Below are 16,196 nucleotides of genomic sequence, written 5' to 3'. Positions count from 1 at the left end.
CTCATGAATACCATCAACAAAGCGCCTTATACTTTTCAACGACGTTATGCCGGTCAAGTTAAAGCGGTGATCTGTGATTGGGCGGGCACGACTGTCGACTTTGGCTCTCGCGCACCGATCATGGCGTTTATGAAATTGTTTCAGAATCATGGTATTGAAGTGACCGAAGCGCAATCTCGTGAACCTATGGGCACAGAGAAAAGCGTTCACATTCGCATGATGTTAGCCATGCCTGAAATTCAAGAGAAGTGGCAAGCGGTGAAAGGCCAAGCATCAACAGAAGAAGATGTTATGGCGCTGTACCATGAGTTTCTTCCCATTCAGTTGGAAACCATTCGCTTAACCGGCGAGTTGATTCCTGGCTGGAAAGAAGTCGCCAATGACCTAAGAGATCAAGGCATCAAATTGGGTGGAAACACCGGCTACAACGAACAAATGTATGCAGTGGTTGCTGAAGTTGCCAAAGAAGCAGGCTATGAAGCGGATGTTAACGTATGCGCGACTGAGGTGTCCAAAGGGCGCCCATACCCGTACATGGCGCAAGCGGTGATGGAAAAGCTGGAAATTCTTGAAGCGCAGGCATGTATCAAGATCGACGACACCGAAACCGGCATTGAAGAAGGCTTGAATGCGGGGATGTGGACGGTGGCTGTGGCCGTCAGTGGCAATGCCAATGGCCTTAGCCTTGAGCAATGGCAAGCCTTGTCTGGTGAGGAGCAAGAAGCCATTGCGATTAAAGCCCGTAAGAAAATGGCCTTGAGTGGCGCCCATTATGTGATTGATTCTGTGGCTGAACTGCCTGTGGTGATCGACGACATCAATCGCAAGCTGGCTGCGGGAGAGCGCCCTTAATGGACACGTGCATCGCTCAGGCTGGCTTCGTTTATCAAACGTTAGTCAGCTTGTTTAACCGCTTTGGTGATGAGCAATACGGCGAAGCCGTTACCCAAAAACAGCACATGTTGCAGTGCGCGTTTTTGGCAGAGCAGGAAGGCGAAACAGATGACATAATCATTGCCAGTTTGCTTCATGACGTTGGTCATTTCATTGGCCCTCAAGATGCCGGCTTGATTGCAGACGGGACGCCTGAAGAGGACTTTAAACACGAAGTGCTCGGCGCACGTTTCTTAACAAAGTATTTTGGTAAAGAAATTACCGTACCCATTCAACTGCATGTGGCTGCGAAGCGTTACCTTTGTGCGGTGAAAGACGATTACTACGATGGCCTCAGTGATGCGTCCAAACACAGCTTAGCCTTACAAGGTGGGCCGATGACTGCTGAACAGGTGGCTAAGTTTGAGCAAGGGGCGTTTTTCCGCCAAGCATTGAGAGTTCGGTACTTTGATGATTACGGCAAACAAGTGGGCTTGGAGATTCCTGATCTAGACTATTATCGGGATCGGATCATAAAGCTAGGGAACCTCTGAACAAGTCCCTCTCTGCTCAGGCCTATAAGAGAAATGTCTATTTGAGGCGCGGTTTTGAAGGCTAACGGGTTCGACCCGAAGGGTTACGTCAAAAAGCCGCAACAAAAAAGAGATATTTCTCTTAAGGCCCCGTAGGGCGGGGCTTTAAAAACGTTATAACTGTGTTGAACTTCTTGAAAAGGTCTAGACATTCTCTACGAAGCTCGCCTTGTTCTAACATTTTTCTAGCGCCCGCTGAGCTAGAGCGGACTTATTTAGAGGTTCCCTAGTAAATCCCTCGTAAACTATTTGTATCTATAAAGCCTCGATGTATCGGGGCTTTATTTTTTCTTAACTTTAAAAGGGTTGTACTGAATGACTTGGCTGCCGTTTTTACTGGTTGTTGTGTCTGCGTTTTGTCATGCGGCTTGGAACTTTATTGGCAAAAAGTCCGTGCCTTACATGTCCTTTTTCACCGTGGTAAGCAGCTTTGCCGCGTTAATGCTGTTGCCGTTCGCACTCTATTTTCATCAAGTTTCCACCACAATCGTGACGGATCATTTTGGAATGCTGGTACTGACGGGGTGCTTCCAAGCCTTCTATCTTTTTGGCTTAAGCCTGGGGTATCGAGGGTATGAACTGTCTGTGGTGTATCCGCTAGCCAGAGCCTTACCCGTCGCCCTGGTGCCCATTGCTGTGAGCGTGTTCAGTCATAAGCACTACAACCTGATCCAATATGTGGGTGTGTTCCTGATCATCATTGGCTGTTTACTGATTCCCTTTAAAGGTAAGGATGTCTTTTGGTCTTCCCTAAAAAGCCCCGGTGTCTTTTTTGCTGTGGTGGCGGCGTTGGCGACTACCGGTTACAGCTATGTGGACCAGGCGGTACTCACAGGGTTATCTCAGACTTTGCCTGATCACCAAGGCTGGCAACGTTCCTTGGTGTATATGTTCTGGTTATCTTTATCCTCGGCCATCTGGTGTTTAGGCTTCTCCTTCATGAGCCAGTCTTCCGCAGAACAATGGCGCAGCACAGTCACCCAACAAATGCTCAGCACTGCTTCCACCGCCTTTGTGATGACACTGACCTACAGCTTGGTACTGATTGCCATGAACTACACAGAACATGTAGGGCAGGTGGTCGCACTTCGGCAAGTAAGCATTCCCATTGGCGTCGCGATGGGCGTGTGGCTGCTCAATGAAGAATTCAATCGTTTGAAATTACTGGGGCTGGTGAGTTTGATGGTGGGGATTTACTTGGTGTTGTGATGGGGGCGTTTTTTTAGAGCTCTGGCCGGAAATCAAAGTCGCATTTTGGGGATGTAATATCTGCATTAATGGGTTAAGTTGTTGTTTTAATAGATTATGCGCCAGAGTGTGTGACGCAAAATAGGAAAAACTGATCTGTGACACGTGTCGGAGAATTCGTTGTTCAATGAGATTGAGAATTTCCGGCATTTGCATCATGAATCCCACAGATCAAGTCTCATGTTAGGAGTAGTAGTGAAGAAGTACCTTGTTTTATTGGTTTTGATTCTCCAAGGTTGTGCTATGGGGCCTATATATAAGGACGCGCCACCGGTTGATAACGAAAAAGCGCTAATCTACCTGATGCGCGGAGATATTCATTATGGAGGCGGATATGCAACAAGCTTTCGAATAAATGATTCGAAGGTTGTTGAGTTATATGACAACGGCTATTCATGGATACATTTGACACCAGGCACCTACAAATTTTCAGCAGGTGGTGAGCGCTTGTCAGTAAAAATAGAACCGGGTGAAACTTACTACATAGAGCTTCACCAAGAAGTAAAATCCGTTTCTTCAGGGGTGATATCACAGAAAAATATACTTCAATCGTATGATAAACAGAAGATTTATGAGTAACTTTCGAAATCTAGGTACTCAGAGTCAGAATCAATGAGTACCGCTCAAAAATCAAGTTATCGCGATTTTGTGAATTCTGAAATATCCAACAGTGCAAGAGTAAGATTTGTTAGAAATGTCGATGAAAAACGGATGTATCCTAGGTTCAATTCACACCTCTATGACAACTTTGCGGAGTGTCGTGGAGGACAGCAAAACTTTACTAAAGAGCTGGTAGATGAGTCATATTTCAATATACCCACTGGGGAACTAGTTTCATTCTCTATTGGTATTGGACGAACTATGTCTTTTATACGTTTGACATGTAGTGGAATCGTTACCTTTAATCCAGAGGCAGGACACGAGTATTCGATCAGAATTGATGTTGTAAGAAGTAATGACCAGAAAACTCTCGATCATTGCACCATTAATGTAGTTGATGATAAATCAGGAGAGAATGTCAGAATAATTCCTAGGACAAAGCCATTTGCATTTACGGGGCTAGCGCCAAACTGTGATCCTAAAGAAGTTGATAATCCAAAGTGGCTAAATGAAGATACGAAACAATTTCAGTGTATTATCCAAAAAACGGGTGGTTCAGAGAGTTGCTAATACATTGAATAAACGGTTGCATTTGACGGTTTTAAGCTCCGGCTTTGCCTCCACTTAAAACCGCAAATGCAACCGGGCGTTATGTTTTTTTGATAGATCGAGAAATTTAGATGGATAATATTTTAAGCAATATCCCCTTATTGATTTTCTTTGGGTTTATGGGATTTGTTCTTTGGTCAATGTTTTCCAAAACTGGCAAAGGGCGAATGCTCGGTGGAAAGATTGTGCATACAGCAAATGACGAAATTATCCAAACTCAAGGAATGAATAAAACCGCAATTCGTGCGCATTTAATCGAGACAAAGAGTGGCAGTAAGCACGTTGGTATAGAGCTTTCTGATAATGCAAAGCTAGCAGCGAGTATGAGACCGATAAAACTCACAAAACAAGAAGCAGAATCTTTGATCAACATGATTCAAGAGGTGGCAGACAAAACATAATATCTATATGACCGGGGGGCGAACTAGTTTTCCGATGAACTCCATGCCAGCCGCAAATGCGAGCCTTACATTTCTAAGGAGGGGATATGTCATTCGAAGATCCTGAACAGTTTGAGCTAACTACTTTAGAGGAATTGCTCAAATATATAAATCAGCCAGAATCTTATAACGCTGGAAAATGGTGTGCAGTGTTTGGTGTGCTTGGTGTATTTCTGCTTGTGGCAGTTTACCTTCTACATATGGGTAGTGGGCTTTCATCCTATTGGCTCTATTTTCTTTGTGTCTTGGGTGGAATCTCCTTGGGGGGGAGTGCGATTATAAATCGACTCAGTAATCAGTCTAAGCTTTTAGTCCAGTACTTCGATAAAGAAGCAATAAATAAGCGTATTACCGAGCTCAAAATGTAACAAGTCGCGTCGCAAGGGGCTTGCATTGTTTCGTGGGGAGTCATTATGTCTATGTACTTAAGAGGATATCGTGGATTCTAAAAAGAGGAATTGTTACTGCGATTTATGGGCTAAAGACCCTGAATCATTACTTAAGCAGGGATTAGATCAAGGGTATTGTGGTATTTGCGATATATGCTCAAGTCAAGGTCACCTGCGTCATGCTCCAGGATGCCACCCTTACTCTGCTTCGTGGTGCGATAAGTGTTATAAAATTCAAGTAATAGTAAATTTCCTACAGTGTTTATCTTTGCCTCTTCTTCTAGCTTCATTAATACTAGGTTTTTTCCTTTTGGCGGGCATTGCCTTTATATTTTTCGTTGGTGCTGTCCTAATAAATAAACGAGGCCAGAGATTTATAAGAAAGCTCGCAGGCACATAACAAGGCCTGCCAACATTGCTCCCGATGGAGGCTGGATTTCGTTACACTCGGCCGCTGCTGGCATTGTTATACCCAATGAGTAAAGAGAACATGAATAGATTCAAGGAAGATAGAGAAAACCGTGGGAGCTTTAGTTTTCCTACAAGAGAAAATCCTATTCTTATTGTCTGTCCTAAATGCAGTGGAAAAGCGAGCATTGTTCCTTACTCAGAAAATGAGGTAAAAGCTACATGTTTCCACTGCGGGTTTAGTGAATCAAAATCAACGAGTGAAAGGGCATGTTATTGGTATGAAGATAATCCAACTGATGGATTTTTTGAGTTCGATTTATGGCTCACTTCTCAATGCAACGGCCATCCATTATGGGCTTTCAATTTAAGGCATCTCGAATATCTTGAAGATTATATAAGCGCTGAATTGAGAGAAAGAAGTAGAGATGAAAAGCTGGGTTGGAGTAACTCATCGTTATCAAGTAGGCTCCCCAAATGGATGAAATCAGCTAAAAATCGCGACGATCTATTAAAGGCGATTGCACAGTTAAAGGCAAAGGCATAACAAGTGACAGTTTTTGCGGTGGCTAAGCCAATCGTTGGTTTCTATGAAGAATAAAAATCGAGCTTTCGTTGGCATAGCTACTTTATTTCTAATTATTGTCGTTACTACTGTCGCTAGCGATCGGCATTATCGTTGGCTCGTTATAAACGGCATTCCTGCATATCAGTATGCAAACGAGTTGTTGGCCGGCAAAGCTAGTAAAACGCCTGATTCGTTAATCGATAAAATAATCATAAAACCAGCTACAAATGATATCGTAGTTTTCTCTGATCACTTGGGCTTTTACCTGTACGCTTATAGCCCTCAAAAAGTACCAAGTGTTATGGGTGTCTCATGGTCAAAATTGATTGGTTCGTGGTATGTTGGAAAGCTAAAAACTTAGTAAGTTTAGCCTTCCTCGCCTAAGGAAACCTTATGTTGGACTTGCTAGATCTCGTCATTTATTGAAACGTTAATTCCTCCCATGAATAAACTACTTTTCTTGATCCTTTTTCTATCTCCGCTAGCTCATAGTTGTGAATTAACTAAGGAATATCGTGAAGCAAGGAGTCAAGCGGTAAAGGATTCCCGATATGCATATGAAGCTTGTACTAGCTCGGTAGATGCTTTTCATTATTGGAAGGACGTAGCTCGATGTGAAAAAGAAGGCCGTGGTAAAGACGTTGGTGGAGGTTGCCAACACATAGTAGCTAATCGTTTTTCTTCTGTTCAGCGAAACTACGATCATTGCCAAGATTTTAAGGTCAGCACAGATGACGTGAAAAGATATTTTGAAGAATACGTGAAGTCAAAAAATATAATAAAGTGTTTAACTTCGCAGCCTATGAATATCGGACAGTCCAAAGCTTTACTTCGGCCTCAGCAGGACTCTCCGCAGCGTTGCTGTTACATGTACCTTTGAAAGGCGTGTGCCAAGCATTTTTAATTAGAGCGCTTGATCTGAGTGCATGAATACTGAGTACTAAAAAGGGAGTTAGATGAAAAATTTAAAAGGATTAGTTTTGGGATTTGTATGGGGAGTAGGGTTTAGCTTCGCCTGTTTACTTGTTTTGACTGTGTATATGATACATGTTGAACCAGAAGCTAAGTTAGCAGCTTACGAAGAGCTTGGTGTCTTTACTGGATCTTATCATCAAAAATATTATGCTGCTCTTGATCCAAAGTTAGAAAGACTAGAAATAAAAGATCAGGATGTCCTTACATCAGTATCATTAAATCCGATACCAATAAACTTGATTGAAAACATAAGGTTATCCATTTCGGTGTTCGGTACTGAAGGGCAATTTCTTGCAGTATGCGATGAAGTATTGGGGAATGTCGTTACAAACAATGAACGATATTACTTAATGAATAAATGCCCCGTATATACATCTGATGTTACTGCGAAAACAGTCAAGTTTGCTTTGAAAGTAGACAGGTACACATTGCCATAAAGTTACTTAATAAGGCTCCTCTCGGAGCCCATCATCAATTACTCACCGTATTAGACGAAGCGGTCGAAGTCGTTTCTTTTTCCTCCCGCCCATAGGTTTTCTCTACCCAGTTTGGGCCTTTCCAAAGTATGCGTGGGTCTTTGTGGCGAATGATGTCTTTCACCATGCAAACAAATTCATCGGTACATAAGCGGATCGGGTTTAAGGTCGTTGGTTGACGAGTGGTTAAGCCGTATTTGATGACGCCCGCGTCTTTTTCATCCACAAAGGTGCCGAAGATTTTGTCCCAGATGATGAGTACGCCGCCGAAGTTGGTGTCGATTTGTTCCGGGTTGCTGCCGTGATGAACTCGGTGGTGCGATGGTGTATTGAAGAACTTTTCCCACCAACCCAGCTTGTTCACAGTTTCAGTATGGATGAAGAATTGATAAGCGAGGTTCAGTTCAATGGCGATGATGGCCCAGTCTTTGTCGAAGCCGATGAGGGCAATAGGCATCCACCAGATTAACCAGCCGAAGTTCAGGTCATACAAAAAGTTTTGACGCAGCGCTGTTGAGAAGTTCATGCGGGTGGAGGAGTGGTGCGTTACGTGGCCTGTCCATAACCAGCGAATGTTATGCATGGCTCTGTGATACCAATAGAACACGAAGTCGACCGCGAAAAAGATCAGCAGAATGCTCCAAATGCCATCGTTCGGTACGTACTGCAAACCAAACTGATAGACGTAGTCGTACAAGCCGGTAATCACAACCGCGATGAGGATACCATCGGAAATTTTGTACATGGCGCCTGTGGTGATGCTGGCGATGGTTTCTTTAAAATCATAAATGTCGGTACGGCCTTTACGGTGCCAGTAGTAGGCTTCCGCAATGATAATCCCCACAAAAAACACCCCGAAGGTGATGATAAAGCCAATGGCATGCAGTAAATCTTGCATTCTACGCCTCACTAATTTTGTCGATCTGTTAAGCGATCTTTGTAGTTATAGTTGTGTTGAACGACTCATGCGTTAACTGTTTTCTCAGGTTTTAATAATAGGGTTGAAGCGCAAGCGATAATTGACCAACTGAGTCGTATTTTTGACAATCTGGGCCAATGTGGCCTTTAATAGAGTTTTGGTTTGCCAGATAGACAATCTCTTCATGCTTAATAATTTGTTGATTACGTCCGATGCGTCCAACCTGATTTCAGACTTCGTTAAAACTTACCTATCTGATCATGTGTCGTCTGATATTGAGTTCAGTGCCTTAGAAGCGCAATTGCACCAGGTAACCAATGCTCAGCATCTTTCGTTCGAGCAATGGTGGGTGTTGTTGGAAACCTTACAAGCTACGTTCAATTTTCCGGCGCTTGGTTTGAAGATCGGTGAGTTTGTTAAGGTCGAGTATTTTGGCTGTTTGGGGTATTTACTCAAAACCAGTCAGGATTTGGAGCAGGCGCTGCGTTGTTTCGAGCGGTTTCAGCGATTGCTCTACGACGGCAACCGTGCGGCGCTGACTTTTGAAAGTGATTCCCAAGAGCGCTTTTTAGCTAAGTTAATTTGGGAGGCGGATTACGGGTATTCGAATCAGCTGTCCGACGAACTCTTGATTTCAGCCTTGGTGAGTCTGGCCAGAGAAATGTTAGCGGACGACACCATCAAACCCATTCAAATTGATTTCACCAATCAAGTGCCTTCAGAGAATGAAACAATTTACCGTGCGTATTTTGATTGTGAAGTGAACTTCGGGCAGCCGAATCTTTGTGTCACCTTTCCAGCTTCTTATTTCAGCTTGCCGATTCAGGGGAGCGACCAGCAACTTCATCAACTGATGAATACTCAAGCGGAGAACTTGTTAGAGCAAGCGCCAAATGCGGATCAAGACGAAGACAACTTTCTAATCAAAGTTCGTAAAGTCTTGGTTCGCGCGCTTCAGGAAGGGGAGCCAACAGTAGAAGCGGTAGCTAAGCAGTTCTTTATGTCGCCGAGAAGTTTGCATCGTCGGTTGAATGACGAAGGTGTAGTGTTCCGCGACTTACTTAAAGAGACTCGAATGCTGTTGGCGAAACAGTATTTGAAAGATAAGAAGATGTCGTTGCCGGAAGTAGCGTTGATGCTCGGATATTCCGAACAAAGTGCCTTTAGTCGTGCGTTTAAGTTGTGGTTTGGAGAAACGCCCTTGCAGTATCAAAAGCGTTTACTTTGATATTACGCGCGATCGCTCATTCAAGAGCGCAAGAATCGGGTCGCCCTTATTAACTCAAGACGGTTAGACTCATCATATAAACAGTGACCGAACCTATGAATACTGACGTTAGACCAAACTTATGATCCTTGAATCGCCAATACCTAAGAACAAAAGCTTATCCCAAGCAAAAAACTATCAGCGCATCGAACAGGCCATTGCCTTCCTACGCGCGAACTTTAAGTCTCAACCAAGCTTGGAAGAGGTGGCGGCTCATGTGCATCTCAGCGAATACCATTTCCAAAAAATGTTTAAAGAGTGGGCGGGCATTTCGCCTAAACAATTCAATAAGCATCTGACGTTAGAATTTGCTAAGCAACAACTGGCTGCTAAACAGTCGGTGGTGGATACGGCGTTTGAATCAGGCTTATCGGGCAGCGGTCGATTGCATGATTTGTTCGTGACATTAGAAGCGGTCACGCCTGGGGAATTTGCCAAGATTGGTGAGGGTATTGAGATCCGATATGGTATCCATCCAACGCCTTTTGGTTTTCTGTTTATGGCCGTGACGGAACGAGGTGTCTGTCAGTTAACTTTTATTGACAGTGAAGACGATGATTCTGCCTTTGAACTGCTTAAAAGTACATGGAAACACGCCGTTTTAGTGGAAGATCAGTCTGCGACATTCGGTGTGGCTGAGTGCTTGTTTCAAAATACAAGCTCGTTGGATTCGGGCTCAGAAGCTCATCCAATAGGTGCTTCTATTCATCTATTAGCAAAAGGTACGAACTTTCAGGTTCAGGTTTGGAAGGCATTGTTAAATCTTCCTTATGGCAGCGTGACCAGCTATCAGCGTGTGGCGGATGCATTGGGTAAGCCGAAAGCGGTGAGGGCGGTGGCTTCTGCCATCGGTGCGAACCCCTTGGCGTATTTGATTCCGTGTCATCGGGTGTTACGTGGCACAGGCGAGTTGGGTGGGTATCGCTGGGGATTAGATCGTAAATCGGCGTTGTTGATGTGGGAGGCGGCAGGCTAATTATCGGGCCGTTGTGAAAAAGACTTTATTTGACTACTTGATCAACATATAATCGCCGGCCTTGTTTTTAAACGACCGTTTGATTGACTGCTCTGGGTCATTGTAGAGCTCTCATTTGCTGCTAGACTTTTTTGCGTTTAATGTTTCGTTAGCGCTGGTGAGTCGGCGCCACTTACTAACTAGGCAAGGCAATAGTAGCCTAGGCAATAAGCAGCAGTTCAATGGGCATTTGATAAGGTGAGATCGCCTTCAAATTAGAGGTTTTTCATGGATAAAGTTTATATCAGTGCACAGCAGCTTCTTGAAGATTCAACGCAAATGGCTTTGCAAATATACGAGAGTGGCTTCCGTCCGAACTACATTGTGGGCGTATGGCGTGGTGGTGCACCTGTTGGGATTGCAGTTCAAGAAGTGATGGATTGTTTGGGTGTGGATTCTGATCACATTGCCATTCGTACATCGTCTTACACCGGGATTGGTGAGCGTAGTCGTCATGTTAAAGTACACGGCTTAACCTATTTGATTAAACGTCTTGAGTCTGAAGATTCTCTGTTGATTGTGGATGATGTTCATGATTCTGGCCTGAGCATTCAACAAACAGTGTTCGACATCAAAAAAGCCTGTAAGAAGAATGCCCCTGAAATTCGTATCGCAACACCGTACTTTAAGCCTGCGAATAACAAGACTGAAAATATCCCTGACTATTATGTGCATGAAACCAACGAGTGGTTGGTGTTCCCTCATGAACTGGAAGGGTTGACCAAGCAAGAGATTCTGGAAAACAAACCAGAATTCAAGGCTATAGCCGACAAGATGGAAGAGCTGGGTCGTTTTAAGTAAGCGCTCATTCCATTCATAAAAGATTCGGAGTAACCTTGCTGCTCATGCTTGCAGTTGGTGCTCCGAATAATGTCTTCTGATTTATCTTCGTCTGTTCATTCCGCTTCTTTCCATTCCATCCCTGTCAACATCATCACCGGATTTTTAGGCGTTGGAAAAACCACTGCCATACTTCATCTGTTAAAAAACAAACCCGAAAACGAACGCTGGGCTGTGCTGGTGAATGAGTTTGGTGAGATCGGTATTGATGGCGCTATTCTTAAAACTCAGCAAACTCTGGGTCAGTCATTGAAAGACTGTCAGGATCTTTTAATTAAGGAAATTCCTGGCGGCTGCATGTGTTGTGTGAATGGCTTGCCAACCAAAGTCGGATTGAATGCCTTGCTTGCCCAAAAGCCCGATCGACTCCTGGTCGAACCTACTGGGCTGGGCCATCCTAACGAGGTCATCGAACTATTAACGGGTGAGAATTATCGTGATGTGGTCGAACTGTACAGTACCATCACACTGATTGACCCAAGCAAGATTCGTATTGAGAAATACCAAGAACACGACATCTATCGCACTCAACTAAAGGTGGCGGATTACTTGGTTGCCACTAAAGGTGACTTGTACGATGGCTCGTATCAGGATGACTTCGATGAGTGGTTCAATGGTCTAAAAGCAGAAGGGCGGATCAAATCAACGTGCCAATCAAAGTGGATCAGCCAAGGTCGTGTAGATTCTGATTGGCTTGAACAAAAGCCAGCGCATGGGCATGCTTGCCACGATCACGATCACGATCACGATCACGATCACGATCACGATCACGATCATCGAGTATTGGATGATACGTCTTTAACGGTGCCGGAGGATCAGCTCTGTATCCGTAAAGAAAACAAAGGAGACGGGCACTACAGCTGCGGCTGGATCTTCCGCTCAGAACTCATCTTCGATGCCATGAAACTGCAAGCTCTGGTGTTCAACCTACAAGCAGAACGAGTCAAAGGCATCTTCAACATCGCTGAAAACCAATCGCTTATTATCAATGCTGAACAAGGCATGGTGACACTGAAAGAAACTGACGTAAGCCATGATAGTCGGGTAGAAGTGATTACCTCGGGTGCGATGAACTGGGATCAGATTGAGAGTGAATTGGTGCTGGCGGTTGGGGAATAACTTGTATACCTCGTAAGTTGTATAGTCCGAAAATTGAATCTAAGTTTGAAAATTATCAGTTATACATTATGGAAATGGAAAAACTAATTAAGCTAAGCTCAGAAGATAGATACATCGAGCTCTTAGGTATTCAGGAAGACATAAATCGAAATTTGAAACAGCACTTTATTGATTCTAGATACAGTGGTCGCGAATATTTGGCCAGTACTCTACTCAAAAAGATAAATGAAATAGTAGATGAATTTAAGTCTAAAGGCTTTGAGCTATATAGTATTGATTATTGTGGTTCTACAGAATATGAAAGCAGTGAGCAGTGGTTTGGTCCTGGATATACTCAAACGGGAATGTTTCTTCATTTCTGGGGCTATAGTGTTCAGGTAATTTGGGAAGATTCAAAGTAGGAAGTGGCTATTGTGAATCGTTATTTGCTTAAAGGCTTGTAATGAAAAGTTTCATTATTTTTATATTCAGTGTTCTAGTTGTGGCGTGTTCTGATGTTAAACAACAACTAAGTGCTACAGACATTCAGCTGTTACTCGATTACAACAGCAAAGCGGATAATTTACCTTCGCTTAATAATATGGGAGTTGTAGAGGTTCGACGAGATGAGTTAGGAATCTATTTTGTTGTTGATCGTTCCTTTGCAGATGAAGAAGGCTATTTCGTTTCAACGTCTGAAGATCTGCCTGAAATTACTGGAGATTTCAGACAAATAAAAGGCTCAGTCTATACGTATGTAATCAAGGGGTAATCCAAATCTCGGGTCTTTCTGTAGAGCGTAAGACCCATTTAGCAAACCTCATTTACAGATCTGTTTCCTGTCCAACTGGACAAAATTAAAATTCTTTAAAGTATGCTTTTGTGGTTTAATGACACCTTTATCAATAGGTATCAGTGAGACAGCAATGGATCAGCCGTTAATTCAAGTTAATTTGCACGATAAAGAATCACTCAAGGACGCAATCATAACCTTCTCATCCCAACTGCGGGATGCCTACCAAGCCGGCGAACTTATCGACAACGTCGGTGGTTTTATTACCCACAATAAAGAGGCCTTTGAAGCTTGCCATCTGCTAAATCAGGATCAGTTTAAGGCGATTTTTATGATCAGCCCTGATCATGAATTGAAATCCGATGCGGTAGAGCCTCTGTCTGATGAGCTGTTAGAGCGCGTAAGTAATGATGCTGTGTATCTGCGCTTTTCTCACATGGTGGTGTTTCAGCACGCATTAGAACATGAAGAATTGAAGCCTTTAATTGTGACCTTCTGTGAGGAACTGGTTGAGTTCAGCATGCGGGTAAACTCCTCTAATGAACTGTTCTTTTCAAGCGAAATGTTGTTCGGTATTTACCTGTTGATATTGGTGGCGGAGAAATACCCTGAATATGCCTATTTAATTGGCGAGTATTATCCGGAAGACAGCGATTACAATCAGATCATGTATCACGGCGCGGATTACATGGCATACCTGTTCCAACAACACGGTTACAGTGATCTGTACCTAGATGCACTGGCCAATTGTCGTTTTAAAAATATTCTGGGTTGTATTTTGACCCGTTACGTTTTCGAAGAGAGGGAACGGTTTGTTCCTAACTTGTTGCAATGTTTTTTAAAGGATGAAAACAAGTATCTTTATTACAAAAAGGCTTTGATTCAGTCGTTCAAGCGTCGTCCGAAGGACGTTACGGACTATGATCCGCTTGAAATACTGGAAGATGATTTCGACGCTATCCGTGATCTGTACTACGACGATGAAGACTACCGTCACGAATCGATTTCAAGCGATGAAGCGGAGGAAGATTTTGATGACCTGATGTTTCATGGCCGTACCATCCACGACACACGCGATGCACTGAAAAATGAGCTGTTTGATGTGGTTAAAGATGTGCCACTGAAAGACCTTTGTTACTACTCGCAACCGGTTTACGACGAAACAACAACGCTGGCGGATATTCAGGACGACCCTTTTTATCAGGAGTACGATGAGCATAACGAGTATGAAACCAACAAGAGCTTCTTCTTGGAATGCTTCGAGAACGGTGAGCAAATTTTTGCTTATATCGAAGAAAATAAGTACCCGGAAATTCTTGATCAGTTAGAACCCATCAATTTCCGAAAACTTGCCTTTGAGAATAAGCATTATATCTACAAGCGTTTCGAGTACTTCGGCTCAGGCAGTATGCAGCTCTCACCAGATCTGGACCAGGATATTACTCTGGAAGACATCATTGAACGTTTCCTGGTGACTTATCAAAATCCGGACAGTTTTTATATTGAAGACGATGGTGAAAAGGCACAGAACGAGAAGTGTTTAAGAACCTTGGATGTGCTGGTGCGCCTGTTTGGTAAAAAAGAGCTGACAGGCGATGAGATTAAAATCATCAGTAAAGACTATGAACTGTGTAGTAAAAAAGAAGCCGTTGAGCGTTTTACTGTTAAGGCGTTGACTAAGGATGACATCAGACGACGGGTGTTTCATCTGATCAACGAACCTATGGTGGATCACTTCGGTTTGGTTCGGCTGAATGAAATTCATGAGCTTTATCAGCGCGAGAAAGCCGATTTCGCTGACATGCTGCAAGACATCATCAAACTTGCTCATCATTTCACGCCGGACGACCTCCTTGGCGTATTACCTGCGTTGAATCAGACCGAGTATGCCTGGGGCGCTCAGCTGTTGTCGGTGGCGTATATCTTGTCTAAAGAAGCGGATAGCTTCTTTCCTGATCAAGATTTGGAGCCTCTGTGGGCGTTCTATTTCGAGCATATATTTAAACGCGTTTATTTTGAGTTTAAAGGCTTGAATGCGTTCTCGGATGCGTTTGAAGAGGAAGAGCGGGCAAAAGCCCCTGTGCTGATCGATCAAATCAAGGCGTATGTTGATGCTCAGGCGAAGAGCTCTGGTGGCTTATTTGCTCGCTTTATGAAGAAGACGAGTACAGAACCTGATGACAGTGATGCCATTACAAAAGAGCAGGCGCTGGCGTTAGCTCATGAATTACTTGTTCGAGATGAAGATCAGGACGAGGAAGATGATCGCACGCCTCTGTTTATTTCTGATGATATAGGCATGGTTCTGGCGTCTATGCTGTATGCGGCTAAGGTGGCAAAAGTCCCACAGAAGAAACAGCTTCTGAGCTTATATGAATTGGTTCTGGAATTGTTCCCATCAACTACCTTAATGGCCAGTTTTTTGGAATTTTCAGAAGGTGGAAAGTTCTGCCGTCAGTCGACGAATGAAGAAGTCGAAGCCTTCTGCGATCTTCTGTCAGACCTGAAAATTGATGAAAAGTATGCTTTTCTGACCCGTATTGCTGTTGTGCATGAAGTCAACGAGTACGAGGATGATCTGGATGATTTTGATGAAGAACATGGTCTGAAGCGATTGTATGAAAACGTGCTGAACATTTATCGTAATAAGGATGACGTTGATCCCGATGATACGGGCATGATGGCCGCGCGGGAGAAAAAGATTGCAGCCGCGATAACGGGTGCCGTTGAAATGTTAACTGAGGAAAACCGGGAGAAATTCCTGAGTTTTGTTTAGCTCTCGAATCAGTCGTTGTTGAACACATTAGTTAGAGCAAAGGGCTGTTAAAACAAATAGCTGTTAGAACAAACGGTTGTTAGTTAAAGAAAGCCCCGTATAAAACCGGGGCTTTTATATTAAGGGATAAGTACATAGGAGTGCGGATGGATCTCAACAAGGTATTTCCGCTCGAGACATGGTTTTAAGATAGGAGATACGGGGTCTGCAAGGTTGGCTTACGAAATCATTGCAGAATACCGATGGAGCGAGCGTGTTGTTAGGTGACGCTCTAAGATCTGACCTGAACTAATTCATCTTACCCACTGT

Annotated in this window: 18 protein-coding genes; 17 read left to right on the top strand and 1 reads right to left on the bottom strand. The window is 43.6% G+C overall.

What is annotated here, in order from left to right; all coding sequences use genetic code 11:
- Positions 1–3: 3 nt before the first annotated feature.
- From phnX to ACFOEK_RS19950, 10 genes are all read left to right on the top strand, one after another.
- Positions 4–852, top strand: a complete 849-nt coding sequence (phnX, locus tag ACFOEK_RS19995; RefSeq protein ID WP_386723257.1) for a phosphonoacetaldehyde hydrolase — start codon at positions 4–6, stop codon at positions 850–852.
- Positions 852–1,427, top strand: coding sequence for an HD domain-containing protein (locus tag ACFOEK_RS19990; RefSeq protein WP_386723256.1), 576 nt, complete (start codon positions 852–854; stop codon positions 1,425–1,427). Before phnX ends, ACFOEK_RS19990 begins: the two co-directional genes overlap by 1 nt.
- 354 nt (positions 1,428–1,781) lie before the next feature.
- A complete protein-coding gene (locus ACFOEK_RS19985) occupies positions 1,782–2,675 on the top strand; it encodes an EamA family transporter (protein WP_386723255.1) in 894 nt (297 codons plus the stop codon).
- A 234-nt stretch (positions 2,676–2,909) separates the two neighbouring features.
- Positions 2,910–3,293, top strand: coding sequence for a DUF2846 domain-containing protein (locus tag ACFOEK_RS19980; protein ID WP_386723254.1), 384 nt, complete (start codon positions 2,910–2,912; stop codon positions 3,291–3,293).
- A 33-nt stretch (positions 3,294–3,326) separates the two neighbouring features.
- Positions 3,327–3,884: a hypothetical protein gene (locus ACFOEK_RS19975; RefSeq protein WP_386723253.1), complete on the top strand. Its 558-nt coding sequence runs from the start codon at positions 3,327–3,329 to the stop codon at positions 3,882–3,884.
- A 110-nt stretch (positions 3,885–3,994) separates the two neighbouring features.
- The gene (locus ACFOEK_RS19970; RefSeq protein ID WP_386723252.1) at positions 3,995–4,324 is read left to right on the top strand and encodes a hypothetical protein; all 330 of its coding nucleotides are present in this window, start codon (positions 3,995–3,997) and stop codon (positions 4,322–4,324) included.
- Between the two features lie 86 nt (positions 4,325–4,410).
- Positions 4,411–4,731, top strand: a complete 321-nt coding sequence (locus tag ACFOEK_RS19965; RefSeq protein WP_386723251.1) for a hypothetical protein — start codon at positions 4,411–4,413, stop codon at positions 4,729–4,731.
- Positions 4,732–5,242: 511 nt separating this feature from the next.
- Complete coding sequence (locus ACFOEK_RS19960; protein ID WP_386723250.1) at positions 5,243–5,707, top strand: hypothetical protein; 465 nt, start codon at positions 5,243–5,245, stop codon at positions 5,705–5,707.
- Between the two features lie 43 nt (positions 5,708–5,750).
- A complete protein-coding gene (locus ACFOEK_RS19955; RefSeq protein ID WP_386723249.1) occupies positions 5,751–6,089 on the top strand; it encodes a hypothetical protein in 339 nt (112 codons plus the stop codon).
- A gap of 595 nt (positions 6,090–6,684) precedes the next feature.
- Positions 6,685–7,140, top strand: a complete 456-nt coding sequence (locus ACFOEK_RS19950; protein WP_386723248.1) for a hypothetical protein — start codon at positions 6,685–6,687, stop codon at positions 7,138–7,140.
- A gap of 34 nt (positions 7,141–7,174) precedes the next feature.
- Here ACFOEK_RS19950 and ACFOEK_RS19945 read toward each other — a convergent pair whose 3' ends face one another.
- Positions 7,175–8,077, bottom strand: coding sequence for a sterol desaturase family protein (locus ACFOEK_RS19945; protein ID WP_386723247.1), 903 nt, complete (start codon positions 8,075–8,077; stop codon positions 7,175–7,177).
- A 205-nt stretch (positions 8,078–8,282) separates the two neighbouring features.
- Here ACFOEK_RS19945 and ACFOEK_RS19940 point away from each other — a divergent pair, with 205 nt between their 5' ends.
- The 7 genes from ACFOEK_RS19940 to ACFOEK_RS19910 all read left to right on the top strand — a co-directional run bounded on the left by ACFOEK_RS19940 (position 8,283) and on the right by ACFOEK_RS19910 (position 15,887).
- Positions 8,283–9,326, top strand: coding sequence for an AraC family transcriptional regulator (locus ACFOEK_RS19940; protein ID WP_386723246.1), 1,044 nt, complete (start codon positions 8,283–8,285; stop codon positions 9,324–9,326).
- A 121-nt stretch (positions 9,327–9,447) separates the two neighbouring features.
- Positions 9,448–10,341: a bifunctional transcriptional activator/DNA repair enzyme AdaA gene (locus ACFOEK_RS19935; RefSeq protein ID WP_386723245.1), complete on the top strand. Its 894-nt coding sequence runs from the start codon at positions 9,448–9,450 to the stop codon at positions 10,339–10,341.
- Positions 10,342–10,608: 267 nt separating this feature from the next.
- Positions 10,609–11,181, top strand: coding sequence for a phosphoribosyltransferase (locus ACFOEK_RS19930; protein WP_386723244.1), 573 nt, complete (start codon positions 10,609–10,611; stop codon positions 11,179–11,181).
- Between the two features lie 69 nt (positions 11,182–11,250).
- A complete protein-coding gene (locus ACFOEK_RS19925; RefSeq protein ID WP_386723243.1) occupies positions 11,251–12,339 on the top strand; it encodes a CobW family GTP-binding protein in 1,089 nt (362 codons plus the stop codon).
- Positions 12,340–12,407: 68 nt separating this feature from the next.
- Positions 12,408–12,740, top strand: coding sequence for a hypothetical protein (locus ACFOEK_RS19920; protein WP_386723242.1), 333 nt, complete (start codon positions 12,408–12,410; stop codon positions 12,738–12,740).
- 41 nt (positions 12,741–12,781) lie between these two features.
- On the top strand, positions 12,782–13,090 hold the full coding sequence (locus tag ACFOEK_RS19915; protein WP_386723241.1) for a hypothetical protein: 309 nt from the start codon (positions 12,782–12,784) through the stop codon (positions 13,088–13,090).
- A gap of 154 nt (positions 13,091–13,244) precedes the next feature.
- Positions 13,245–15,887, top strand: coding sequence for a hypothetical protein (locus ACFOEK_RS19910; protein ID WP_386723240.1), 2,643 nt, complete (start codon positions 13,245–13,247; stop codon positions 15,885–15,887).
- Positions 15,888–16,196: the final 309 nt, after the last annotated feature.

It is taken from the genome of Litoribrevibacter euphylliae, assembly GCF_042646085.1.
Classification (GTDB): domain Bacteria; phylum Pseudomonadota; class Gammaproteobacteria; order Pseudomonadales; family Litoribrevibacteraceae; genus Litoribrevibacter; species Litoribrevibacter euphylliae.
This window is presented reverse-complemented; position numbering and strand designations above follow the sequence as displayed.